A 23518-nucleotide genomic window follows, 5' to 3' on the forward strand; every position below is an offset into this window, starting at 1 on the left:
GCGCGGGGCGGCGGCGGGGCCGCCCCGCGGCGGCGGCGCGGCCGCGGCGCGCGCGGCTAGAACAGGGGCAGGGAGCGCGGGGCGCGCTGCGTTCCGGCGACGGTCGGGCCGAGGCGCAGGGTGCCGGAGGTGAGGGGCTCGCAGCGCATGCCGCCGTGGCCGCGCAGGGCCTTGAAGGCGCCGGGGGCGAGGGCGACGTCCATCCAGGCGCAGGGGTTCGCGGGCCGGTGGGCGCGGAACAGGATGCCGCCGAGTGCGAAGTCCTGGCCGCGCAGGGAGTCGATGTCGAGCCCGCGCACGATGATGTTGCGGCGGGTGTCGGCGGGGTCGAGGCCGGGGCCCAGGCGCTCGACGGACTCCGCCGCCATGACGGTCACCGACGCCGTGCGGTGCGCCCGCTGCCCGAAGTACCTGTCACCCAGGATGCCGAGGCCGGCCCGGACCTCGATGGAGGCGTGCAGCTCGGGCCCCGTGGCATCCCGAGGCCCGTCCGAAGGACGTCCCTCGTACCGGTGCAGCGGTGACGCCAGCAGCAGCTCGATCGTCACGTCATGGGAGAACACGGATCCAAGCTACCTTTAGGCAGTGGCACATCTCCTGGGCGCTGAGGCGCTGCACCTCGAATTCCCGACGCGCGTCATCTTCGACAAGCTGACCATCGGCCTCGACGAGGGCGACCGCATCGGCATCGTCGGCCGCAACGGCGACGGCAAGTCGACTCTGCTCCGGATGCTCGCGGGCCGCCTAGAACCGGATTCCGGCCGCGTCACGCGCCGCGGCGGCGTGACCCTCGCCATGCTCGACCAGGCGGACGAGCTCGACGGCACCAAGACCGTCCACCAGACCGTCATCGGGGACATCGACGAGCACGTCTGGGCGGGCGACCCCAACGTGCGCGACGTGATCGCCGGCCTCATCGCCGACCTCCCGTGGGAGGCCCTCGTGGGCGACCTGTCGGGCGGCCAGCGCCGGCGCGTGGCCCTCGCCGCGCTGCTCATCGGCGACCACGACATCATCTTCCTCGACGAGCCCACCAACCACCTCGACGTCGAGGGCATCACCTGGCTGGCCGGCCACCTCAAGCGCCGCTGGTCGTCGAACGCCGGCGGGCTCGTGGTCGTGACCCACGACCGGTGGTTCCTCGACGAGATCTGCACCGCCACGTGGGAGGTGCACGACCGGCTCATCGAGCCGTTCGAGGGCGGGTACGCGGCGTACATCCTGCAGCGCGTGGAGCGCGACCAGATGGCGGCGACCATGGAGTCGAAGCGCCAGAACCTCATGAAGAAGGAGCTCGCGTGGCTGCGCCGCGGAGCCCCCGCCCGCACCGCGAAGCCCAAGTTCCGCATCGACGCCGCGAACGAGCTCATCGCCAACGAGCCGCCGGCCCGCGACAGCGTCGCCCTGTCGAGCATGGCCATGCAGCGCCTCGGCAAGGACGTCGTCGACCTCGAGAACGTCAGCGTCGCCTATGGAGACAAGACCGTGCTGACGGATGTCACGTGGCGCATCGCCCCTGGCGAGCGCACGGGCATCCTCGGCGTGAACGGCGCGGGCAAGAGCACGCTGCTCTCCCTGGTGTCCGGCACGCTGCAGCCCACCAGCGGACGGGTCAAGCGCGGCAAGACGATCAAGGTCGCCACGCTCACCCAGCAGCTCGCCGAGCTCGAGGACGTGTGGACCGACCGCGTGAGCGACGTGATCTCCCGCCAGAAGAGCACCTACGTCTCCGGCGGCAAGGAGATGACCCCGAGCCAGATGCTCGAGCGCGTCGGCTTCGCGAGCGCGCAGCTCTCCACCCAGGTCAAGGACCTCTCGGGCGGCCAGAAGCGCCGGCTGCAGCTGCTGCTCATCCTGCTGAGCGAGCCGAACGTGCTCATTCTGGACGAGCCGACCAACGACCTCGACACCGACATGCTCGCCGCCATCGAGGACCTGCTCGACACCTTCCCCGGCACCCTGCTCGTCGTGAGCCACGACCGGTACCTCCTCGAGCGCGTCACCGACAACCAGTACGCGATCCTGAACAAGCACCTGCGCCACCTGCCGCGCGGCGTCGACCAGTACCTGGAGCTGCGCGCCGTCGAAAGCGGGTCGAGCAGGCCGCCTGCGGCCGTGTCGAAGCCGGATGCGCCCTCCAAGCTCGGCGGCGCCGAGTTGCGCAACGCCCAGAAGGAGTACGCGGCGGCCGGTCGCAAGATCGAGAAGCTGAGCGGCCACATCGCCGACGTGCACTCCCGGATGGCCGCCCACGACCAGTCCGACTACACCGGGCTCGGCGCGCTCGCGAAGGAGATCGCCGATCTGCAGGCGCAGCTCGACACCGTCGAGTTCCGCTGGCTGGAGCTCGAGGAGCTGCTCGCCTAGCCGCTAGGGTGTGAGGGTGACTCAGCAACGATCGACCGAACTCCTCCGCGCCAAGCGGCCCCGTCTCACCGGAATCGTCGGCGTGGTCATCGCCGTGGCCCTCGTGGTTCTCGCGGTGCTCTGCTTCTCGGTGGCGTACTTCGCGCCGGCGTCGACCGGGGTCGCACTGGCTGTCGTGTGCGCGGCGATCTCCGTGCTCGCGCTCCGCATCGAGTCACGTGCGAAGGCCGAACTCGTGCCGCTGCGAGTGCTGACGATCGTCGCGTTCGGGGTCGGAGTCGTGGGCGCCGGGATCGGCTTCTACCTCGGCGTCGTGCAGCAGACGCCGTGGGCGATCGGTGCGGCAGTCGGGATGTTCTTCGCCTCCGTCGTCGTCGCCCTGCTGGGCGCGCTCGCCTACGGCGCTGCCGACCAGCGCAGGGTCGCGCTGGGCGGTTAGGCCCCGAGCTCCTGCTGCCAGTCGGCGGGGACGCGCGACGCGGGCCCCGGCACGGTCTGGTCGAGCGGGTGGCAGTCGGGCTCCGCGAGCTGCGGGCCGCTGAACGACTCGCTGGTCTCGTAGTTCCAGAACCAGTCCTCGCCCGGCTCGAACGACTGCATCACCGGATGCCCCGACTCGCGCCAGTGCGCGGTCGCGTGCTTGTTCAGCGAGTCGTCGCAGCAGCCGACGTGCCCGCACTCGGCGCACCGTCGCAGATGGAGCCACCAGGAGCCGGTTGCCTCGCACTCCACGCAGCCGGTGCCGCTCGGGGGAGTTGTCGTGTCGATGCCCAGAGTCGTCATGCACCCCAGTATTCCGAATAGGCTCGCCCTCGTGCCCGTGCCTCTCGATCAACGCAGCGCCTCCGCCCGAATCGCCGGGATCGGAATCTACCTGCCGGACGAGACCCGCACCACGAAGCAGACCGAGCGAGACCTGCGCTCCCAGAATCCCAAGCTGAAGCTGGCGACCGGGTTAATTGGGCGGCTGACGGGCGTCGAGACCGTGCACCTCAGGCCCGAGGGCTGGCAGACCTCCGACCTGGCGGTGGCCGCGGCCGAGCGGGCGCTGGAGCAGAGCCCCGGCGACATCGACCTCGTCATCTTCGCGAGCGCCAGCCAGGACCTCATCGAGCCCGCGACGAGCCACATCGTCGCCGCCAAGCTCGGCCTCGAGTGCCCCGTCATGGATATCAAGAACGCGTGCAACAGCGTCATCAACGCGATGCAGGTCGCCGAGGCGCTCATCGCCGCGGGCCAGTACCGCCGCGTGCTCATCGCGAGCGGGGAGCAGCCGTCGCACGGGGTGCGGTGGGAGCTCGCGGACCACGAGCAGTTCATCCGATCCTTCCCCGGCTACACGATGAGCGACGGCGGGGCGGCCGTGATCCTCGAGGCGACGGACGACGGGGCCACGGGCATCCTCGATTCGAGCTTTGTCGCGGTGAGCCGGCACTGGGGGATCGGCACGCTGCCGACCGGCGGGTCGATGAACCCGCGGGACATGGACCGTGCCTACTTCGACATGGACGGCTCCGGGCTGCAGCAGGCGTTCCTCGAGCTCGGGCCGCAGCCGGTGCTCGACCTGTTGGAGCGCAACGGGCTGGCATGGGACGACTTCGACCTCGTCGCGATCCACCAGGTGGCGCTGCCGTACCTGCCCCCGATCTTCGACCGGCTGGGCGTGGCGGCCGACAAGTCGGTGATCACGATCGCCGACCACGGCAACCTCGCGTCCGTCACCCTCCCGCTCCAGCTGCAGCTCGCGCGCGAGCGCGGGCTCGTGCGCGCGGGCAGCCTCGTGCTGCTCATCGGCCTCGCGGGCGGCATCAGCCTCGGGCTCATGGTGGTGCGGCTGTGAGCCTCGCGGTGGTGGTGCCGGTGTACAACGAGGCGGCGGGCATCGCCGCGACCCTGGACGCGCTCGAGGCCCAGACCGACGGCGACTTCGACGTCTGGTTCGTCGACAACGGCTCGACGGACGACTCCGCAGCGATCATCGCGGCGAGGGGCCGTGCGCGCTGGCACATTGTGCACGAGCCGCAGAAGGGCACGGGCGCCGCAGCAGACACCGGGATGCGCGCCGCCATCGCCGCGGGCGCGACCCTGCTGGCCCGCACCGACGCGGACTGCCTGCCCCGCGCGGACTGGACGGCGGCAGTCCGCCGCTCGCTCGGCACCCTCGGCCTCGTGGGCGGGGAGCTCGTGCCGCGGCACGACGAGGGGCTCCCGCTCCGGCGGCGGGTGCTGCTGCGGGCCGCCGTGGAGCTCGCGGAGGCGTTCGGGCGCATCCGGCCGGGCAACCGCGACCCCGAGTACCGCGGGCCCTACATGATGGCCGCGGGCTGCAACGTGGGCATCCGGGCCGACCTTTATGTCGCGGCCGGCGGGTTCCCGCGCACCGCCATCGAGGACCTGCACGAGGACCGCGCGCTCGTGAACGCCGTGCGGAGGCTCACCGGCAACTACGCGCGGCGCCGGGACGTCGTCGTCTACGGCAGCTCCCGCCGCGTGAGCGCGTGGGGGCTCAAGAACACGCTGCTCTGGTACAAGGACCACGCGTACAAGCCGGAGCACGTCGACATCCGATGACGATCGCCGACGCCGTGAAGTGGGAGGAGCGGGTGATGCGCGCGGCGCACCCCGTCGTCTACCCGCTGCTGCAGACCGCGCGCCGGCCCGTGCTGCGCGTGCCGGGCCTCGGCGTGCTCGTGCGCGACGCCGGCCTGCTGCGCTCGACCCTCCTGGACACGGAGACGTTCACGAAGACCGGCCCCGGCAGCCCGAGCGACCTGTGGACGCCCGTGCTCGGTCCGGCCGTGCTGCTCAACATGGAGGGCGCCGACCACCTCGCACTGCGGCGCAAGCTCGGGAGCCTCTTCGCCCCCTCGTACGTGGAGCCCTTGGCCGCGGCATCCCTGCCCGCCTCGCAGTTGACCGCGCGGCTGAGGGACGGCGGGACCGTGGACATCGTGGCCGAGGTGAAGCGGTACGCGAGCGCGATGATCGCCCAGCTCGTGGGCCTGCCCCTGGAGAGCCTCGACGACGAGCTGTTCGACCGGGTGTCGTCGATCACCCGGTTAGTGCGCCTGGCCCGGCCCCGGCTCACCCCGGCCCAGGTGGGCGTCGCCCGGGGCATCCTGGACGAGCTCACCGCGCACGCGCGCCAGGCCTATCGCTCGGGCGACGAGCAGACGGTGCCCGGCAGGATGCGCGCGCTCGGGCTCACGGAGGACGAGGCCATGGGTGCCGTCGGCGCGTTCGTGCTCACCGGTACCGAGACCCTGGTCTCGTACATCCCGCGCCTCGTCGCCGTCCTGGTGGACTCCGGCTGGCTCCCGCTCATCGCCGCCGACCGGTCCCTCGCCGAGCCCGCGATCGCGGAGGGTCTGCGGGTCACCACGCCGTCGCCCGTGATGCTGCGCAGCGTTGTCGCGCGGGGCGCGATCGGCCCCGTGGCCGTGCGGCCGGGCGACCGCGTGATCCTCGCGACCTACGCCGCGAACCGGGCGCTCGGGCCGTTCGACCCGTCCACGAACGTCGCTGCGCAACTGAAGCAGCTGTGGTTCGGCGCGGGCACGCACTTCTGCCTCGGGGCACCGCTCGCCATGGCGCAGATCCGGCTGGTGCTGGATGCGCTGCTGGACGCGGGGGAGCTGCGCATCGTGTCGCGGACCCCGGCGCGGGGCGTGCTGATCCCGTCGTACGCGTCGCTGAGGGTCGCGCGTGGCTGACATCCTCGCGGCGCTGCTCGAGTCGTGCGAGCGCACGCCAGACGCCCCTGCCATGACGTTGGGGAGGACGACACTCCGCTACCGCGACCTGCGCGACCGGATTCACGGCGTGGCGTCCTCCCTTTCCGTTCGCGGTCTCGTACCCGGCGACCGCGTGCTGTTCTCGGTGCGGCCCGGCCTCGGGGGCATCTGCCTCGCGCTCGGCGTGATCGCGGCGGGCGGGACGATCGTGTTCGCCGATCCGGGAGCGGGGGAGGCGATGTTCCGCGCGCGGGCGGGCCTCGCGGCGCCGAAGTGGGTGGCTGCCGAGTCGCTGCTCTACGCCGTGTCGCGCGGGCCGCTGCGCAGGCTCGCCCGCGCGCGCGGCCTCGAGCTGCCCGACTACGGCACCGTCGTGCCGGAGGCGCGGCACATCTACGCGGGGCCGTGGCTGCCGGGCGTGCCCTGGGGCGCGATCGCCCTCCGCGGGCTGAGCGGGCCCGCCGGGGCCGTATCGGAACCGGGCACCGAGGCCCTCATCATCTTCACCTCCGGCACCACCTCCCACCCCAAGGCCGTGGTCCACTCCCGCACCACCCTCGGCACGGGCCTGGCCGACTTCGCGGCGCACGTGGGGTTTGCCGCAGGCGAGAGGGTGCTCACCGACCAGCTCATGGTGGGCATCCCGGCGCTCATCTCGGGCGCGCACTGGGTGCTGCCGCCCGCCGGCGCGGACCCCGGTGCCAAGCCCGACAAGTACCTGCCGCTGCTCCGGGACGCCGACGTGCTGTTCGCCGTGCCCGCCGCCCTCGACGCCCTGCTGCGCGCAGGGATCGACCCGCCGCACCTGCGGATGCTGCTCGTGGGCGGCGCCCCGGTGCTGCGGCCGCTGCTCGAGCGGGTGCGCGCGCAACTGCCCGGCACGGCCGTGCGGGCGATCTACGGCATGACGGAGATCCTGCCGGTCGCGATCGCCGACGGCGACGAGAAGCTGGCCTTCGACGGGCCGGGCGACTACGTCGGGGAGCTCATGGGCGCCATCGACGCGCGCATCGACGGCGGCGAGCTCGTGGTCGCGGGGGAGGGCCTCGGCAGCTACCTCGGCGAACCGCCTCTCGCCGAGCTCCGCACCGGCGACCTAGCGCGGCTCGAGAGCGGCCGCCTGGTGCTCGGCGGGCGCAGCAAGGACATGTTCATCCGCGGCACCACCAACGTGTACCCGGGGTTGTACGAGCCCGTCATCGCGGGCATCCCGGGCGTGCAGGAGGCGGCGCTCGCGGGCGTGCCCAACGAGATCGGCGACGACGAGCTCGTGCTCGCGATCGTGGGCGACGCGAGTCGCGTGGCGGCCGCGCTGCCGGGCCTCATCGACGCGGCCGTGATGCCCGACCGCATCGTGGTGCTCGACGCGCTGCCGAAGAAGGGGCGCAGCCAGAAGCTCGACCGCGCGGCGCTGCAGGAGCTGCTGTGAGGGTCGCCGTCACCGGCGCGGCCGGATTCGTGGGAGGGGCGGTAGTGAGGGCCCTCAGGGAGCGCCACGAGGTGGTCCCCCTCAGCCGCCGCGAGTGGGACATCACGGCGGGCCCCATCGACGGCCGTGCCGACGCGGTAGTGCACTGCGCGGCGCTCGCCGACGACTCAGCCCCGCTCGGCGAGGCGATGCTCGTGAACCGCATCGGAACCCGCAACGTGGTCGCCAGCTTCCCCGGCGCGCGGCTCGTGCACATCAGCACGTCGAGCGTCTACGACGCGTTCACGCCGTCCGTGAGCATCTCCGAGGACACCCCGCTGCCGAGGAGGTTCCTGAGCAGCTACTCGGAGTCGAAGGCCGCGGCGGAGGCCGAGATCCCCGCCGGCGCCGTGGTGCTGCGGCCGCACGCCGTGTACGGTCCGGGGGACCGCACGCTCCTGCCGAGGGTTCTGGCGGGCATCCGGGGCCGTCGTCTGGTTCTGCCCGAGGGGGCCGAGGTACGGCACACGCTCACCCACATCGACAACCTGGCTGCCGCCGTCGAGCTCGCGCTCACCGGACCGCCCGGCGTCTACAACGTGGGGGACGACACCGACGTGCTGCTCTCGGCGGTGCTCAGGGAGTTCCTCGCGCGGCGGGGGCGGCCGGATGTCGCGATCCGCAGCATCCCGTACGGTGCGGCGTTCGCGGCGGTGGGCGCGCTCGAGAGGCTGTCGCGCCGGCCGCGGCTCACGCGCTACGCGGTGAGCCAGCTCGGCCTCGAGCGGACCCTCGACCTGCGGCGCGCCCGCGAGATGCTCGGCTACCGGCCAGGGCCCACGACTCTGGCCGGCGCAGAGGGCTGGTGACAGTACAGCCTGCGCTGTACTGTGGGGGAATGATCACGCTCGCCTCGCGCCTCGACGTCATGACCCGGCTCGGTCGCGCGATGGCGGATCCGACCCGCTCGCGCATCCTCATGACCATCCTCGAGCGCCCGTCGTACCCCGCGGCGCTCGCGGAGGAGCTGGGCCTCTCGCGGCAGAACGTGTCGAACCACCTCGCGTGCCTGCGGGACTGCGGTCTCGTGGTGGCGGAGCCGGAAGGCCGCCAGTCGCGGTACGAGATCTCAGATCCGCTGCTCGCCCACGCGCTCTCCGACCTCATGCGCGTCGTGCTCACGATCGACGAGGGCGCCGCGACGCACCGCGCTCCGGAGGACTGCTGCTGATGACGGCCACCCTCGAACGGCCTGTGCGCGTCGACGTCCTTCGCCGCCGCATCCGGTGGATCGTCGGCGCGACCATTGCCTACAACGTCGTCGAGGCCGTCGTGGCGATCTCCTCCGGTGTCGCATCGTCGTCGATCGCGCTGCTCGGCTTCGGCCTCGACTCGGTGGTCGAGGTGCTGAGCGCCGCAGCCGTCGCGTGGCAGTTCACCCGGAAAGACCCGGAGCGCTGGGAGAAGCCCGCCCTTCGCGTGATCGCGCTCTCGTTCTTCCTCCTGGCGGCCTATGTCGGCGTGAGCGCTGTGCTATCGCTTCTCGGCGCGGTCGAGCCGCGGCACAGCACGGTCGGGCTGGTTCTCACCGCCCTGAGCGTGGTCATCATGCCGGTGCTGTCCCTGGTGGAGTACCGCACGGGCCGTGAACTCGGCTCGTCGACCGCGATCGCCGATTCGCGTCAGACGCTCATCTGCAGCCTGCTCTCCGCCGCAGTGCTCGTCGGGCTCGCCCTCAACTCGCTGTTCGGCTGGTGGTGGGCCGACTCCGCGGCGGCGCTCGTGATCGTGGGCTTCGCGGTGCGCGAGGGCGTCGAGGCCTGGCGCGGCGACACCTGCGCAACCCCGATCGGGATGCTGCTCGACGACGAGGACCACAACGACGGGAACGGCGACTGATGGCCGAGCACGAGCACGACCACGCCGACTCGGGCCGCGGCCGACTCGCGATAGCCCTGGGCATCACCGCCGCCGTGCTCGTCGCCGAGGTCATCGGCTCGATCATCACCGGCAGCCTGGCGCTCCTCGTCGACGCTGCCCACATGCTCACCGACGCGGGCGGCCTCGCCATCGCGCTCCTCGCCGCGACCCTCGTGAAGCGTCCCACGAACTCGAAGCGCACCTGGGGTATGGCGCGGGCCGAGGTGCTCGGAGCAACCGCCCAGGCCGCGGTACTCCTGGCGGTCGGGATCTTCGTCCTCGTCGAGGCCGTGCAGCGGCTCTTCCACCCGCCGGAGATCACCGGCAGCCAGCTGGTCGTGTTCGGCATCATCGGGCTGCTCGGCAATGTGGCATCCATCATCGTCCTGGCGTCCAGTCGCGGGAAGAACCTCAATCTCCGCGCGGCCTTCCTCGAGGTGCTCAACGACGCGCTCGGGTCGGTCGCCGTCATCGCGGCGGCGATCGTCATCGCCACCACGGGGTTCCAGCTCGCGGACGCCATCGCCGCGATCCTCATCGGAGCCCTCATCCTGCCGCGCGCGGTGCTCCTGCTGCGCGACACCACGAGCGTGCTGCTCGAGTCGACGCCGAAGGGCCTCGACCTCGACTCCGTGCGCGACCACCTGCTCGCGCTCCCGCACGTCACAGCGGTGCACGACCTGCACGTGAGCCAGATCGCCACCGGGATGCCCGTGCTCACCGCCCACGTCGTCGTCGACGACTCGTGCTTCTACGACGGCCACAACGCCCGGATGCTCGACGACCTGCAGCACTGCGTCGCCGAGCACTTCTCGGTGCAGATCGAGCACTCGACGTTCCAGCTCGAGCCCGCCGGGCACGGGGAGCACGAGCACCCCACGCACGACTGACGGGGCGGGCTAGACCCTCCGCCTCCACGCGACGATCGCGATCGCGGCAGCGACGAAGACCACGCCCGCGCCGCCGATCACCCACGGCAGCCAGGCGAAGTCCTGGGAGCCGCTGCTCGGCACCGGGTCGGGCGTCGGGCTCGGCGACGGGGTGCGCGTGGGTGACGGGGTCGGAGTCGGCGTCGGCGTGTGAGTGGGAGTGACGGTCGGAGTCGGCGTCGGGGTGGGGGCAACCGCGGTGACCGTGACCACCCCGGGCAGGAACGTGATGGCGTAGTCGGTCGAGCTCACGCCGGAGGGCTGCACGGGGTAGCTGCCCGGCCCGCTCGTGATGCTGGCGGCCGTCGTGAAGATGAGGGTGCCGGTGAGGTTCGCGAGAGTCTGGCCGTTGACGAAGCCGGTCGCGGACGCCGTGAAGGTGCCGTTGGGCTCGCCCTGGAGCCGCGACTTGCCGAGCGCCGTGATCGTGAGCGGGGCGGGCGTGATCGTCGTGGTGCCGCTCGCGCCGTACCCGATCGTGTAGTTCGTCGCTGCGGCCCCCGTGCAGCTGGTGGTGCCGGGGTAGCCGCCGACGTGGGCGGTGGCACCGGCGGAGGTGGTGCAGGTGGGCTGGGTGCTGAGGGCGGCCTTGGTCTCGCCGTTCACGAACCCGGCGAAGGCCGGGGTGACGGGCGCCGCGGTGCCGTAGGCGGCGTGCGCGTTGGAGGGCGTGATCGTGAGCGTGGCCTTCGTGATCGACATGAGTCCGTCGACGAACGAGGGCGCGTAGTTCGCGGGAGTGCCCGAGCACCGGGTCGGGGCCTGGGGGAAGCTCCCGGGCGCGACCACCGCGCACGTGATGCCGCTCACCGACGACTCCCCGTTCATGAGCCCCGAGTAGCCGGGCGTGACCGCGGGCAGAGCGCCGTAGACGCCGGAGCCCGTCGAGGCGGTGACGGTGAGGGGCGCCTTGCCGATGACGACGGGGCCGGCGTCGTAGACGAAGTTGTAGGCGAAGCCGGGTTCCGCCACCGCACCGGAGCAGAGCCCGGAGGTCGCGTACGTCCCGGCCGCGTCGGTGAGAGCGGTCGAGGACGTGCAGGTGACGCCCGACGTGTCGACGCCGGTCATACCCGCGGGATACACGGGGCCCACGGTCGCCGCGGAGCCGTAGGTCGCGCTGCCGCTGGCGCCGATGTGCAGGTCGGGCACGACCGCGGTTACCTGCACCGAGACCGCGCTGTTCGTGACCGGGGTGGTGCCGTCGGTCACATCGATCGTGAACGTCGTCGTCGCGGTGAGCCCGACCGTGGGGGTGAAGACAAGGCCCTGGAGGCTCGCCGTGACCGCGGCGGGCAGTCCGGTCGCAGTGGTGCTGCCGGCCGAGCTCGTGAAGCCGGCACCCGCGAGCGTGCCGTTGGCGGCGGTCCACGTGATGGTCACGGTGAGGCTGTCGTCGTCGGCATCCGTCACCGAGTCCGTGGCGAACGGCGTGGAGGTGGTGGTGTCGTCCGTGATCGTCACGGGGGTGTTCACGACAATGCCGGGGGGAGCGGCTGCCGCGGAGAGCGGAGCCGTGAGCACGAGCGCGCCCAGGAACAGGACCGCCGCACCGAATACCAGGGGACGCTTCATCCTCACACCGCCTTCTGTACGACGAGGCTCTCATACGCGGGGATCAGCACTCGCTTGCCGTACCGGCGCGAGACGATCCGGAACGGCCGCCCGTCGCCGAGGAGCAGCTCGATGACCTTCGTCAGCTCGGCGCGGGCGAGCGCGCCGCCGAGGCACAGGTGCCGGCCGGCGCCGAACCAGAGCTGCCGGTTCTGCGGGATGTACTCCCGGTCGACCCGGTACTCCCCGGCGAGGTTGTTGGCGGTCCAGGTGAGCACGACGATGCGCTCGCCCGCCCTGAGAGTGTGCTTGCCGATGGTGAGGTCGGCGAGCACCGAGCGGCCGATGATCGGCGCCGGCGACGTGACCCGCAGGGCCTCGCGCACGGCGCCCTCCATCAGCGCCGGGTCGGCGATCAGGGCGTGCTGCTGGCCGGTGTCGTAGAGCAGGGCGGCAGTGCGCGCCATGGCGGATGCCGCGGTCTCGGTGCCCGCAACCATCAGCAGTGTCGACAGCCCCTTCGTCTCCTGCAGGCTGAGGCCGAGGTCGCGGCAGCGTCCGATGATCGTGCTGCCGGGCGCCGTCTCGAACGCCGCGTCGATGTGCCCCGTGAGCTTCTCGACGATCTCCCGGGCCTTCGCGATCTTCTCCGGCGGCAGAACGGTGTCTGCGGTGGTGCCCAGCGCGGTGGCGGCGAGCTCCTCGCCGGTGCGGAAGATCTCGCGGTACACGTCGTCGGGGTCGCCCGAGGCGGTCGCCGCCACGGGCATGCCCAGGAGCGTGACCACCATCTGCCCGACCAGGATGCGGCTCAGGTCTGCGAGGTCGAGGGGCTCGCCGGCGTCGAACGCGCGCCGGGCATCCTGAATGCGACTGCCCCACGCGCGCTCGACGAACTCGAAGCTCGTCTTCTCGGTGAACAGCTCGCGGCTCTTGGTGCGCAGCTCGTAGTGCCCGGGGCCGTCGAACAGGTCGTAGACCCAGTCCCCGAGGATCTGCGCCCACAGGTGCCCGACGCCGCCCTCGCTGAGCAGGGTGAAGTGGTCGGGGTCGTTGAGCACGGCCCGCGCGGTGAGGGGGTCGGCGGTGATCCAGCCAAGCCCCGGCACCTTGAGGAGCGGCTTGGCGAACATGCCCACCCAGTTGAGGAACGGCAGCGCCGGCCGGGCCGCGCTGAGCAGCCGGTGCTCGTGCGCGCGGGCGCCCGAGCCGATCCCGTCCGTGAGCGGGTTGAGCGTGCGCTGGCGCACGGGGGCGGTGAGATCCTCAGCTACGGGCACAGGGCCAATCTAGCCAGATTGTGGCGCCTCGAGCGGCCTTCGACGTCAGATCCGGCGGAGCAGCTCGGCGATCTCGTCGGCGATCGTCGTCGGCCACGGCAGGTCGGGCTTGTGGATGCGCAGCGAGACGATGCCGTGCAGCACAGCCCACAGCCTGATCGCCAGGACCGTGCCCTCCTCGAGGGAGAGGGAGCGCTCGTGCGCGAGCCGCGCGGCGAGGCCCTCGACCATGTCCCAGCCGGGGCTGCCCGGGCCGCCCCGGTGGGCAAGGCGGTCGGCGCTCTCGAAGAGGAGGACGTAGGAGCCCCTGTTCGCGAGGCCCCACTCCGCGTAGCGCCGACCGAGCTCCTCGATCGACCCCGTCCCGAGCGCCTCCCGCAGCGAATCGTTCTGGTCGGCGATGACGGCCTCGACGAGATCCTCCGCGGAGGCGAAGTGCCGGTAGACGGCGGCGGGGGAGACTCCGACGGCCTTGGCGACCGAGCGGAGGGAGAACGGCGCCTGGTCTTCCGGGACGACGAGGAGGTCGCGGGCGGCAGACACGAGGTCGTCGCGGAGTTTCGCGCCCTCTCCGCGCGGGCTGCGTTCGCGCATCCCTGCCTCCCACTTGACATCGATAGGTGTACGCCTGTAAACCTATCTTAGTTCACACCCGTTCACCTAAGGAGCCCGCCATGTTCAGCCCGAAACGTTCCCTCGTCACCGGTGCCTCAGCCGGCCTGGGCGTGGAGTTCGCCCGCGTGCTCGCCGCGCGCGGGTCTGACCTCGTGCTCGCCGCCCGTCGCACCGAACGCCTTGAGGAGCTCGCCGCGTCGCTGACCGGCGTGAAGGTGGAGATCGTCACGATCGACCTCTCCCTGCCGGAAGCCGGGAAGCGCCTGCTCGACGCCGCCGGTCCCGTGGACCTGCTCGTGAACAACGCGGGGTTCGGCACGCACGGCGCGCTCGTCGATGAGGCACCGGAGCGCCTCGCGCAGGAGATCGCGCTGAACGTTGCCGCGGTGGTCGACGCGACGCGGGCCTTCCTGCCCTCGATGATCGCGAACGGATTCGGCGGCATTGTGAATGTGGCAAGCACTGCCGCGTTCCAGCCCATCCCGGGCATGGCCGTCTACGGGGCCTCGAAGGCGTTCGTGCTGAGCTTCAGCGAGGCGATGTGGGCCGAGGCCCGCAAGCACGGCGTGAAGGTCACCGCCCTCGCGCCCGGCGCGACGGCCACCGAGTTCTTCGACGTCGTGGGCACCTCGCAGGCGGCGGTCGGGCGTCAGCAGACTCCGGAGCAGGTCATCGCGACGGCGATGCGCGCGCTCGACCGGCGCTCGACTCCGCCGCACGCGGTCTCGGGCGCCGCCAACGCGTTCGCCGCGTGGGGAACCCGGTTCGTGCCCAAGCGTGTCCTCGGCCCGATGGCCGGGCGGCTCATCGGCTTCGAGGGCTGACCGCGACGTGCTGCGCCGGGTCGCCCTAACCCAGCGCCGGCACGCCGGCAGCCGTCGCGACGAGCACGGCCGCGAGGGACATCCCGGCGATCGCGGCCCACGACAGCCCGGCCACCGCGAGGGGCCGCGCGCCGGTGCGCACGAGCATCCCGAGCCTGATCGCCGCCCCGAGCCCGAACAGCGCGAGTCCGAGTAGCAGGAACTGCACGTCCTCGAATGCGGAGGTCCACTCGGCGGGGATGGCCAGGAAGCTGTTCGCCAGCATCGCCGCGACGAACCCCACGAGGAACAGCGGCACGATCGCCGGCCGCCTGCCCTCCCGGCGCAGCACGGCGCCGGTCACGGCGATCATCGGAGCGAGCAGCGCGACGCGCGTGAGCTTGACCACAACGGCGATCGCCAGCGCGGATGCCCCAGCCACCTGCGCCGTCGCGACGACCTGCCCCACATCGTGAACGCTGGCGCCCGTCCACATCCCGAACTGCTCCGCGTCGAGGCCGAGCACGGGCTGCAGCGCGGGCAGGAGGGCGATCGCGAGGGTGCCGCAGAGCGTCACGAGGGCGACGGGCGTCGCCGTTTCGGAGTCCTTGGACTTCGTCACGCCCGCCATCGCGCCGATCGCGGACGCGCCGCAGATCGAGAAGCCCGCGGCGATGAGGAGCGGCTGGTCGCCGGGAAGCCGGAACGCGCGGCCCAGGCCGAGGGTCAGGAAGAACGTCAGCAGCACGATGGTCACGATGAGCGCGAGCACGAGCCAGCCGAGGCCCGCGATGTCGAGCAGGCTCAGCCGGAACCCCAGCAGCACGATCCCGAGGCGGAGCAGGCGCCGCGCGGCGACGGCGAGGCCGGGCTGCACGGCCTCGCGGACGCGGGCGCGCCAGGGCAGAGCCGTGAACACGACTCCCAGCACGACGCACGCGGTCAGCGTCGGCACCACCGGCAGCGCCCCGTGCGCGAGGCTCGCGAGGGCGAACCCGAGCAGCGCGAGGCCGAGGCCCGGGAGCATCGCCCTCGTCGACCCCGCACCAGTCGACGCGGCGCTAGTCGAAATCAAGGCTCAGCTTGCGCAGGAGTGCGCTGAGCCGCTCCTGGTCGGCCTTCGGCAGCCGGTCGAGCAGCTCGGACTCGGCCTCGAGCAGGGTGCTGATCGCGGCATCCACCCGCTCCCTGCCCGCCTCGGTCATGACGACGAGGATGCCCCGGCCGTCGTTCGGGTCGGTGCGACGCTCCACGAGCGCCCGGGCGACGAGCCGGTCGATGCGGTTGGTCATCGTCCCGCTGGAGACGAGGGTCTGCAGCAGGAGCGCCTTCGGGCTCAACTGGTACGGCGCGCCCGCCCGGCGGAGCGCGGAGAGCACGTCGAACTCCCACAGCTCGAGGTCTGAGGCGGCGAAGGCCGTGCGGCGGGCGCGCTCCAGGTGCCGGGCGAGGCGCGCGACGCGGCTGAGCACCTGGAGGGGGGAGAAGTCGAGGTCCTCGCGCTCGCGCGACCACGCGTCGACGATGCGGTCGACTTCGTCGCTGGCGGGCATCCGTCAATTATCACCGTCTGGCAGACTTGGTGGGTGCCGAACGGCGCGATCCGCCTTGGTGTAATGGCAGCACGACAGCCTTTGGAGCTGTTAGGTCTAGGTTCGAGTCCTGGAGGCGGAGCATGGACACCGAGATCTTCGACACCGTCGCGCGCGTCTTCGAGTTCGTCGGCGTGGGGGCGATGGCCGTCGGCATCCTCGTCGCCGTCGTCCTGGCGATCCGCAGCTGGGCTGCCACCCGCGACGGCGGCCGCGCGTTCAAGACACTGCGCGACTCGATCGGCATGGTGATCCTGCTCGGCCTCGAGATCCTCGTCGCCGCCGACCTGGTGCGCACCGTGACGAGCACCCCTTCGCTCACCGACGCCATCGTGCTCGCGATCATCGTGCTCATCCGCACGGTGCTGAGCTTCTCGCTGCAGGTCGAGATCGAGGGCGTCGCACCGTGGAAGCGCGCCCTCCTGACTAGTCCACAATTGATGGCGAAGGCCGCCCGCGCATCGAAAGAGACCTCATGACAGACCAGAACCTCGCCGTGATCGTTCTCGCCGCAGGGCAGGGCACGCGGATGAAGTCGTCGCGGCCGAAGGTGCTGCACTCGATCGCCGGCCGCACGCTCGTCGGCCACGTGCTCTCCACGGCGCGCGACCTCGCCCCGGTGCGCGTGATCGCCGTCGTGCGGCACGAGCGCGACACCGTCGTCTCCACGATCTCCGAGCTGATGCCCGACATCGTGTTCGTCGACCAGGACGAGGTCCCCGGAACGGGCCGCGCCGTCGAGATCGGCATCGGTGCGCTGCCCCCGGACTTCGACGGCGACGTGGTCGTCGTGAGCGGCGATGTCCCGCTGCTGGATGCCCCCACCCTTGCCTCCCTCATCGCCGAGCACCGGGCGGCTCACGCCTCCGCCACCCTGCTCTCCGCGATCCTCGACGACGCCACCGGGTACGGCCGGATCGTGCGCGACAGCGCCGGCGTGCTCGACCGCATCGTCGAGCAGAAGGATGCCACGGCCGCCGAGCTCGCCATCACCGAGATCAACTCCGGCACCTACGTCTTCAGCGCCGCCGCGCTGCGCGAGCAGCTGCCGCTCGTGGGCACCGGCAACGCGCAGGGCGAGAAGTACCTCACCGACGTGGTGGGGCTGCTGCGCGCCGCCGGGTCCACGGTCTCCGCGCTGCCCGTGCGCGACGGCTGGATGGTCGCGGGCGTCAACGACCGCGTGCAGCTGGCCGAGGCATCCCGTCGCATGAACGAGCTCATCGTGCGCCGCTGGCAGCTCGAGGGCGTCACGATCACCGACCCCGCGACGACGTGGATCGACTCGGACGTCGTGCTCGCCGAAGATGTCGAGATCCTGCCCGGCACCCAGCTCAAGGGCGCGACCCTCGTGCAGCGCGGCGCCACGGTCGGCCCCGACACGACCTTGGTCGACTGCGAGATCGGCGAGAACGCGACGGTCAAGCGCACGGATGCCACGCTCGCCGTGATCGGCGCCGGTGCGAGCGTCGGCCCCTTCGCCTACCTCCGCCCGGGCACGTACCTCGGTGCGGACGGCAAGATCGGCACCTTCGTGGAGACCAAGAACTCGACGATCGGCGCCGGCAGCAAGGTGCCGCACCTCTCCTACATCGGCGACACCACGGTCGGGGAGAAGTCGAACGTCGGCGCCGGCACCATCACCGCCAACTACGACGGCGTGAACAAGAGCGCGACGGTCGTCGGCTCGCACGTGCGCACCGGCTCGCACAACGTCTTCGTGGCCCCGGTCACGATCGGCGACGGTGCCTACACCGGGGCCGGAACGGTCGTGCGCAAGGATGTCCCCGCCGGCGCCCTCGCGATCAACGTCGCACCGCAGCGCAACATGGAGGGCTGGGTCGCGGCCAACCGCGCCGGCACCGCGGCGGCGAAGGCGGCGGAGGACGCGACCGACTCACAGTAGCTCATGTGCTACTTTGAGTTCCATGAACTCCGTCGGGCTGAGAGAGCTCAAACAGAACCCGAGCGAGGTCGTCTCGCGCGCTGAGCACGGCGAGACGATCGTGATCACGGTGCAGGGCAGAGCGGTCGCGAAGCTCACGCCCTTGGTGCCGCAGAGACGGCGATGGGTGTCGGCTGACGAACTCTCTCTCGCGCTTGAAGACCTCGAGCCGGATCCCACTCTGGCTGCGGAGCTCGATGCGCTCCGCGACGACGACCCCGTGATCGACCCCTGGGAGCGTGCTGGGCTGTGATCCTCGTCGACACGAGCTCCCTTGTCTCGCCGCCCGCCCGCTGGCCTCGGCCGATAGTGGGGTCGAGCGTGCTGTGTCTCGCAGAGCTCCAGTTCGGTGTGCACACCGCTCCCGACGCGGCAACCCGGGCCATTCGGGTGCGCAATCTTGCTCGGTACCGCTCTCTCGAGTGGATTCCGTTTGAGGAGCCTGATGCCGAGAGCTACGCGATACTCGCCTCCAAGGTCGCGACCAAGCGCCCGGGCCACGCACGCAGCAAGGACATCCTCATCGCCGCGCAGGCTCTCACCCTCGGCGTCCCGCTGCTCACCCGCCACGTCCGCGACTTCGATCTCGTGAGTGACCTCGTGGAGATACTCGACGGAAACTCCTCCGTTTCGGCACCCTAGAATTAGGGTGCACGGCGTCGTCTGACAGAGAGCGGGAAAATGTCCGAGATCAAGATCACCGGACAGAAGCGGCTAGTCATCGTCAGCGGCCGGGCGCATCCCCAGCTGGCCATCGACATCGCCGACGAGCTGGGTGCCGATCTCGTCCACACGGATGCCCGCACCTTCGCCAACGGTGAGATCTACGCCCGCTACGACGAGAGCGTCCGCGGCTGCGACGCGTTCGTCATCCAGTCGCACACGAACCCGATCAACGAGTGGCTCATGGAGCAGCTCATCATGGTCGACGCCCTCAAGCGCGCCTCTGCGAAGCGCATCACCGTCGTGAGCCCGTTCTACCCGTACGCCCGGCAGGACAAGAAGGGCCGCGGCCGCGAGCCGATCTCCGCCCGCCTGGTCGCCGACCTCTACAAGGCTGCTGGCGCTGACCGCATCATGAGCGTCGACCTGCACGCCGCCCAGATCCAGGGCTTCTTCGACGGCCCCGTCGACCACCTGTTCGCCATGCCGGTGCTGCTCGACCACTTCCAGTCGATCCTCGACCCCGAGACGCTCACCGTCGTCAGCCCCGACATGGGCCGCGTGCGCGTCGCCGACATCTGGAGCGACAAGCTCGGCGCCCCGCTGGCGATCATCCACAAGCGCCGCGACCCGCTGGTTCCCAACCAGGTGACGGTGCACGAGATCATCGGGCCGGTCGACGGCCGCGTCTGCCTCATCGTCGACGACATGATCGACACCGGCGGCACCATCGTCAAGGCCGCCGAGGCCCTCAAGAAGGCTGGCGCGACGAAGGTCATCGTCGCCGCGACGCACGCGATCTTCTCGCACCCGGCATCCGAGCTGCTGCAGAGCGCCGCGATCGACTCGGTCGTCGTCACCGACACCCTGCCGATCCCGGAGGAGAAGCGCTTCCCGACCCTCACCATCCTGCCGATCGCCCCGCTCATCGCCCGCGCCATCCACGAGGTCTTCGACGACGGCTCCGTGACGAGCATGTTCGACGGAGCCGCCTGAGCATGACCCAGATCACCACGCCCCGGCCCTGGCTCGCGTCGTACGCCGAGGGCGTGCCCGACGAGATCGACCTGCCGACCGGCTCGCTCTACGACCTCGTCGAGTCCGCGATCGCCGAGTTCCCGAAGGCGGTCGCCCTCGAGTTCTTCGGCGCGACCACGACCTACGCCGAGATGGGCGAGCAGATCGACCGCGCCGCCGAGGGCCTGCGCCTGCTCGGCGTGCAGAAGGGCGACACCGTCGCGCTCGTGCTTCCGAACTGCCCGCAGCACATCGTCGCGTTCTACGCGGTGCTGCGGCTCGGCGCGATCGTCGTCGAGCACAACCCGCTCTACACGCCGCGGGAGCTGCGCCACCAGTTCGAGGACCACGGCGCCAAGACCGTCATCGCGTGGAACAACGTGGTCGCGACGATCCAGGCCTTCCCCGAGGACGTGGCGGTCGAGAACCTGATCTCGGTGGATGTCACGCGCGCCATGCCGTTCGGAACGCGCGCGCTGCTCCGCCTCCCGATCGCCAAGGCGAAGGAGTCGCGCAAGGCACTCACGACGAGCGTGCACAACACGATCTCGTGGGAGGAGCTGCAGAAGTCCGCTCCCATCAAGCAGGAGATCTTCAAGCCGGACGCCAAGGATGTCGCGCTCATCCAGTACACGAGCGGCACCACCGGCCTGCCCAAGGGCGCGACCCTGACCCACGTGAACCTCACCACCAACGCCGCCCAGGCTCGCGCCTGGGTGCCGACGGTCACGCGCGGCGAGGGCTGCGTCGTCTACGCGGTGCTGCCGATGTTCCATGCCTACGGCCTCACGCTGTGCCTCACGTTCGCGATGAGCATGGGCGCGCGGCTCGTGCTGTTCCCCAAGTTCGACCCGGACCTCGTGCTCAAGGTCGTGAAGAAGCACCCGGCGACGTTCCTCCCGGCCGTCCCGCCGATCTACGAGCGGCTCACTGCGGCGGCGAAGGAGCAGGGCGTCTCGCTCAAGGGCATCCAGATCGCGATCTCCGGCGCCATGCCGCTCTCCGCCGCCGTGGTCGAGCCGTGGGAGGCGCTCACGGGCGGCACGCTCGTCGAGGGCTACGGCCTGAGCGAGACGAGCCCCGTGCTCATGGCCAACCCGGTGGGCCCCACGCGCGTGGCGGGCACGGTCGGCCTTCCCCTCCCCAATACCGAGATCCGCGTCGTCGACCCCGACAACCCCACGAAGGACCGGAAGCCCGGCGAAGAGGGCGAGCTGATCGTCCGGGGCCCGCAGGTGTTCTCGGGCTACTGGAAGAAGCCCGACGAGACCGCCGCCGTCTTCGTCCCGACCTCGGACGAGGGCGCCGACTGGTTCCGCACGGGCGACATCGTGACCGTTGACGACAAGGGCTTCGTCCGCGTCGTCGACCGCATCAAGGAGCTCATCATCACCGGCGGGTTCAACGTCGCACCCAGCGAGGTCGAGGACGCTCTGCGCCAGCATCCCGACATCGCGGACGTCGCGGTCGTCGGCCTGCCGAGCGCGCACAGCGGCGAGGATGTCGTCGCCGCCGTCGTGCTCGCACCCGGCAAGACGCTCGACGAGGAGTCGATCCGCGCGTACGGCCGCGACAACCTCACGGCCTACAAGGTGCCGCGCCACGTGTACCAGGTGGACGAGCTGCCCCGGTCGCTGATCGGCAAGGTGCTGCGCAAGCAGGTCAAGGAGAGGCTGATCGCCGACCACGCGGGTTGAGCAGGCGGTATCCGCCTAGCTGTCCTCCGTGGGCGCCGTCGGCAGCCGCACACCGCCCGGGATGATCCCCATCGCCCGCACGAGCACCTCGTTGCCGCCGTACTCGACGGCGTAGCAGTTCCAGCCCGTGCCCGCGGGGCTGACGAGCTCGAACCGCGCCGAGTAGCTCACGGCCTCCGGCGCGTAGTACGCGGTGTAGACGGAGCACGCGACGGTCGCGGTGCGGCTGGCCGTGCCCAGCGTGACGAGGATGCCCGGCAGCAGCAGCCCGACGAGCCCGACAACGACGACAACCCGCATCACGGTCATCAGGTGCGGGCTGCGCAGCGGACGATCCCCCTGCGGCTGGTACCCCGCGAGCTCGGGTTCGTCGTCGTACTCGTCGAGGTCAGCCATGGCTAGGCCATTGTCGCACTGCGGGTTGAGCCGGTGCCCTGCGCGCCCCAAACAACCCCGTAGCGGAGGATGCCGCGCCGGAACTGGCCGCCCGCGCCCCGCTTTCGCGGCGCGCCGTCCTCCGCAACGGCGGCGACGCCACCCGACTAGTGGCTCGAGCCCTCCGACTCGATCTCCGAGCGGTCGCCCGACCACAGCGTGTGGAACGTGCCCTCCTTGTCGACGCGCTTGTAGGTGTGCGCTCCGAAGAAGTCGCGCTGGCCCTGCACGAGGGCCGCGGGGAGGCGGTCGGCGCGCAGTCCGTCGTAGTAGGCGAGCGAGCTGGAGAAGGCGGGGGTCGGGATGCCCGCGCGAGCGGCATCGGCCACGACGTTGCGCCAGGCGGTCTGCGCGCGCTCCATGACGTCCACGAAGAACGGCGCGGTCACGAGCGCGACCAGTCCGGGGTTCTCGGCGTAGGCCTCCGTGATGCGGTTGAGGAAGCGGGCGCGGATGATGCAGCCGCCGCGCCAGATCTTCGCGATGTTGCCCTTCTTGATGTCCCAGCCGTACTGCTCGGCGCCGGCGACAATCGCGTCGAAGCCCTGCGAGTACGCGATGACCTTGGACGCGTAGAGCGCGAGGCGCACGCCCTCGATGAACGCGTCGGCGTCGCCGGGCTTCCAGGAGTCCTCCGACGGGCCGGGCAGCGACGAGGCGGCGGCGCGCTGCGCGGGCTTCGACGACAGCGACCGGGCGAACACGGCCTCCGCGATCCCGGAGACGGGCACGCCCAGGTCGAGCGCGGTCTGCACGGTCCAGACGCCGGTGCCCTTGGATCCGGCCTGGTCGAGGATCAGGTCCACGAGAGGGGTGCCCGTGGACGCGTCGACCTGCTTGAGGACTTCGGCGGTGATCTCGATGAGGTAGCTCTCGAGCTCGCCCTTGTTCCACTCGGAGAAGATGTCCGCGATCTCCGCGGGGGTTTTGCCGGTGCCGCGGCGGATCAGGTCGTAGGCCTCGGCGATGAGCTGCATGTCGGCGTACTCGATGCCGTTGTGGATCATCTTGACGAAGTGGCCGGCGCCGTCGTGGCCGACGTGGGTGACACACGGCTCGCCCTCGGCGACGGCGGCGATCGACTCCAGGATCGGCCCGAGCGTGACCCACGCCTCATCCGATCCGCCCGGCATGATCGAGGGGCCGTTGAGCGCGCCCTCCTCGCCGCCGGAGATGCCCGCGCCGACGAAGTTGATCCCGGTCTCGCGCACCGCCTTCTCGCGTCGGATCGTGTCGGTGAACAGCGCGTTGCCGCCGTCGATGATGATGTCGCCGGGCTCGAACACGCTCACCAGCTCGTCGATGACCGCGTCGGTGCCCTTGCCCGCCTGCACCATGATGAGCGCGGTGCGCGGCTTGGAGAGCGAGTCAGCGAACTCCTGGATCGTCTTCGACCCGATGAAGCCGGCCTCGGGGTGCTCGTCGAGCAGCGTCTCGGTGCGGGCATAGGTGCGGTTGTACACGGCGACCGTGTTGCCCTCCCGCGAGGCGAGGTTGCGGGCCAGGTTGCTGCCCATCACCGCGAGTCCGACAACGCCAATATTCGCCTGAGTCATGAC

26 protein-coding genes and 1 tRNA gene are annotated in these 23518 nt (G+C 71.1%); 18 read left to right on the forward strand and 9 right to left on the reverse strand.

Annotated features, from left to right (window positions below; genetic code table 11):
- Positions 1-56 precede the first annotated feature (56 nt).
- Positions 57-563, reverse strand: a complete 507-nt coding sequence (locus AC1RTC_RS13045; protein ID WP_493156330.1) for an MOSC domain-containing protein — start codon at positions 561-563, stop codon at positions 57-59.
- Positions 564-585: 22 nt separating this feature from the next.
- On the opposite strand from AC1RTC_RS13045, the gene AC1RTC_RS13050 reads away from it, so the two are divergent.
- Together AC1RTC_RS13050 and AC1RTC_RS13055 are read left to right on the forward strand one after the other, a co-directional pair.
- The gene (locus AC1RTC_RS13050; RefSeq protein WP_493156332.1) at positions 586-2367 is read left to right on the forward strand and encodes an ABC-F family ATP-binding cassette domain-containing protein; all 1782 of its coding nucleotides are present in this window, start codon (positions 586-588) and stop codon (positions 2365-2367) included.
- 16 nt (positions 2368-2383) lie between these two features.
- Entirely contained in the window at positions 2384-2806 is a 423-nt protein-coding gene (locus AC1RTC_RS13055) for a hypothetical protein (RefSeq protein ID WP_493156333.1), read from the forward strand.
- On the opposite strand, the gene AC1RTC_RS13060 is transcribed toward AC1RTC_RS13055, so the two are convergent.
- Positions 2803-3150, reverse strand: coding sequence for a UBP-type zinc finger domain-containing protein (locus AC1RTC_RS13060; protein ID WP_493156335.1), 348 nt, complete (start codon positions 3148-3150; stop codon positions 2803-2805). The two genes, AC1RTC_RS13055 and AC1RTC_RS13060, sit on opposite strands and share 4 nt — an antisense overlap.
- A gap of 31 nt (positions 3151-3181) precedes the next feature.
- Between AC1RTC_RS13060 and AC1RTC_RS13065 the strand changes: the two genes are divergently transcribed.
- Genes AC1RTC_RS13065 through AC1RTC_RS13100 form a run of 8 tightly spaced genes read left to right on the forward strand, consistent with a single transcriptional unit; the run spans position 3182 to position 10319 of the window.
- Positions 3182-4207: a 3-oxoacyl-ACP synthase III family protein gene (locus AC1RTC_RS13065; protein ID WP_493156337.1), complete on the forward strand. Its 1026-nt coding sequence runs from the start codon at positions 3182-3184 to the stop codon at positions 4205-4207.
- Positions 4204-4938 carry a glycosyltransferase family 2 protein gene (locus AC1RTC_RS13070; RefSeq protein ID WP_493156339.1) on the forward strand — a complete coding sequence of 245 codons (735 nt, stop codon included), beginning with the start codon at positions 4204-4206 and terminating at the stop codon, positions 4936-4938. Before AC1RTC_RS13065 ends, AC1RTC_RS13070 begins: the two co-directional genes overlap by 4 nt.
- Positions 4935-6080 carry a cytochrome P450 gene (locus AC1RTC_RS13075; protein WP_493156341.1) on the forward strand — a complete coding sequence of 382 codons (1146 nt, stop codon included), beginning with the start codon at positions 4935-4937 and terminating at the stop codon, positions 6078-6080. The genes AC1RTC_RS13070 and AC1RTC_RS13075 overlap by 4 nt, the downstream gene beginning before the upstream one ends.
- Positions 6073-7530, forward strand: a complete 1458-nt coding sequence (locus AC1RTC_RS13080; protein ID WP_493156343.1) for a class I adenylate-forming enzyme family protein — start codon at positions 6073-6075, stop codon at positions 7528-7530. The genes AC1RTC_RS13075 and AC1RTC_RS13080 overlap by 8 nt, the downstream gene beginning before the upstream one ends.
- Positions 7527-8378 carry an NAD-dependent epimerase/dehydratase family protein gene (locus tag AC1RTC_RS13085; protein ID WP_493156345.1) on the forward strand — a complete coding sequence of 284 codons (852 nt, stop codon included), beginning with the start codon at positions 7527-7529 and terminating at the stop codon, positions 8376-8378. The genes AC1RTC_RS13080 and AC1RTC_RS13085 overlap by 4 nt, the downstream gene beginning before the upstream one ends.
- A gap of 29 nt (positions 8379-8407) precedes the next feature.
- Complete coding sequence (gene cmtR / locus AC1RTC_RS13090) at positions 8408-8740, forward strand: Cd(II)/Pb(II)-sensing metalloregulatory transcriptional regulator CmtR (RefSeq protein ID WP_493156347.1); 333 nt, start codon at positions 8408-8410, stop codon at positions 8738-8740.
- Complete coding sequence (locus AC1RTC_RS13095) at positions 8740-9408, forward strand: cation diffusion facilitator family transporter (protein ID WP_493156349.1); 669 nt, start codon at positions 8740-8742, stop codon at positions 9406-9408. The genes cmtR and AC1RTC_RS13095 overlap by 1 nt, the downstream gene beginning before the upstream one ends.
- On the forward strand, positions 9408-10319 hold the full coding sequence (locus AC1RTC_RS13100) for a cation diffusion facilitator family transporter (RefSeq protein ID WP_493156351.1): 912 nt from the start codon (positions 9408-9410) through the stop codon (positions 10317-10319). The genes AC1RTC_RS13095 and AC1RTC_RS13100 overlap by 1 nt, the downstream gene beginning before the upstream one ends.
- 9 nt (positions 10320-10328) lie before the next feature.
- Here AC1RTC_RS13100 and AC1RTC_RS13105 read toward each other — a convergent pair whose 3' ends face one another.
- The 3 genes from AC1RTC_RS13105 to AC1RTC_RS13115 are packed head-to-tail and all read right to left on the reverse strand — an operon-like array spanning position 10329 to position 13786.
- Positions 10329-11933, reverse strand: a complete 1605-nt coding sequence (locus AC1RTC_RS13105; RefSeq protein WP_493156353.1) for an MBG domain-containing protein — start codon at positions 11931-11933, stop codon at positions 10329-10331.
- A 2-nt stretch (positions 11934-11935) separates the two neighbouring features.
- Entirely contained in the window at positions 11936-13192 is a 1257-nt protein-coding gene (locus AC1RTC_RS13110) for a cytochrome P450 (protein WP_493156354.1), read from the reverse strand.
- 45 nt (positions 13193-13237) lie between these two features.
- Positions 13238-13786 carry a TetR/AcrR family transcriptional regulator gene (locus AC1RTC_RS13115; protein ID WP_493156357.1) on the reverse strand — a complete coding sequence of 183 codons (549 nt, stop codon included), beginning with the start codon at positions 13784-13786 and terminating at the stop codon, positions 13238-13240.
- Between the two features lie 80 nt (positions 13787-13866).
- Here AC1RTC_RS13115 and AC1RTC_RS13120 point away from each other — a divergent pair, with 80 nt between their 5' ends.
- On the forward strand, positions 13867-14631 hold the full coding sequence (locus AC1RTC_RS13120) for an SDR family NAD(P)-dependent oxidoreductase (protein WP_493156359.1): 765 nt from the start codon (positions 13867-13869) through the stop codon (positions 14629-14631).
- A 25-nt stretch (positions 14632-14656) separates the two neighbouring features.
- On the opposite strand, the gene AC1RTC_RS13125 is transcribed toward AC1RTC_RS13120, so the two are convergent.
- Positions 14657-15637 (reverse strand): YeiH family protein, encoded by a 981-nt coding sequence (locus AC1RTC_RS13125; RefSeq protein ID WP_493156361.1) that lies wholly within the window; start codon positions 15635-15637, stop codon positions 14657-14659.
- Positions 15638-15671: 34 nt separating this feature from the next.
- Positions 15672-16163, reverse strand: coding sequence for a MarR family winged helix-turn-helix transcriptional regulator (locus tag AC1RTC_RS13130; RefSeq protein WP_493156363.1), 492 nt, complete (start codon positions 16161-16163; stop codon positions 15672-15674).
- 49 nt (positions 16164-16212) lie between these two features.
- Here AC1RTC_RS13130 and AC1RTC_RS13135 point away from each other — a divergent pair.
- The 7 genes from AC1RTC_RS13135 to AC1RTC_RS13165 all read left to right on the forward strand — a co-directional run bounded on the left by AC1RTC_RS13135 (position 16213) and on the right by AC1RTC_RS13165 (position 21524).
- Positions 16213-16284, forward strand: a tRNA-Gln gene (locus AC1RTC_RS13135).
- Between the two features lies 1 nt (position 16285).
- On the forward strand, positions 16286-16681 hold the full coding sequence (locus AC1RTC_RS13140; RefSeq protein ID WP_493156365.1) for a DUF1622 domain-containing protein: 396 nt from the start codon (positions 16286-16288) through the stop codon (positions 16679-16681).
- Positions 16678-18108, forward strand: coding sequence for a bifunctional UDP-N-acetylglucosamine diphosphorylase/glucosamine-1-phosphate N-acetyltransferase GlmU (gene glmU, locus AC1RTC_RS13145; RefSeq protein WP_493156367.1), 1431 nt, complete (start codon positions 16678-16680; stop codon positions 18106-18108). Before AC1RTC_RS13140 ends, glmU begins: the two co-directional genes overlap by 4 nt.
- 22 nt (positions 18109-18130) lie before the next feature.
- Entirely contained in the window at positions 18131-18400 is a 270-nt protein-coding gene (locus AC1RTC_RS13150) for a type II toxin-antitoxin system Phd/YefM family antitoxin (protein WP_493156369.1), read from the forward strand.
- Positions 18397-18789 carry a PIN domain-containing protein gene (locus AC1RTC_RS13155; protein WP_493156370.1) on the forward strand — a complete coding sequence of 131 codons (393 nt, stop codon included), beginning with the start codon at positions 18397-18399 and terminating at the stop codon, positions 18787-18789. Before AC1RTC_RS13150 ends, AC1RTC_RS13155 begins: the two co-directional genes overlap by 4 nt.
- 39 nt (positions 18790-18828) lie before the next feature.
- Entirely contained in the window at positions 18829-19806 is a 978-nt protein-coding gene (locus AC1RTC_RS13160; RefSeq protein WP_493156372.1) for a ribose-phosphate diphosphokinase, read from the forward strand.
- 2 nt (positions 19807-19808) lie between these two features.
- Positions 19809-21524, forward strand: a complete 1716-nt coding sequence (locus AC1RTC_RS13165; protein WP_493156374.1) for a long-chain-fatty-acid--CoA ligase — start codon at positions 19809-19811, stop codon at positions 21522-21524.
- 15 nt (positions 21525-21539) lie between these two features.
- Here AC1RTC_RS13165 and AC1RTC_RS13170 read toward each other — a convergent pair whose 3' ends face one another.
- Together AC1RTC_RS13170 and gnd are read right to left on the reverse strand one after the other, a co-directional pair.
- Positions 21540-21920, reverse strand: coding sequence for a hypothetical protein (locus AC1RTC_RS13170; RefSeq protein WP_493156376.1), 381 nt, complete (start codon positions 21918-21920; stop codon positions 21540-21542).
- A gap of 146 nt (positions 21921-22066) precedes the next feature.
- On the reverse strand, positions 22067-23515 hold the full coding sequence (gnd, locus tag AC1RTC_RS13175) for an NADP-dependent phosphogluconate dehydrogenase (protein ID WP_493156378.1): 1449 nt from the start codon (positions 23513-23515) through the stop codon (positions 22067-22069).
- Between the last annotated feature and the right edge of the window lie 3 nt (positions 23516-23518).

The organism is Rhodoglobus sp. GW821-FHT12B09, assembly GCF_058809925.1.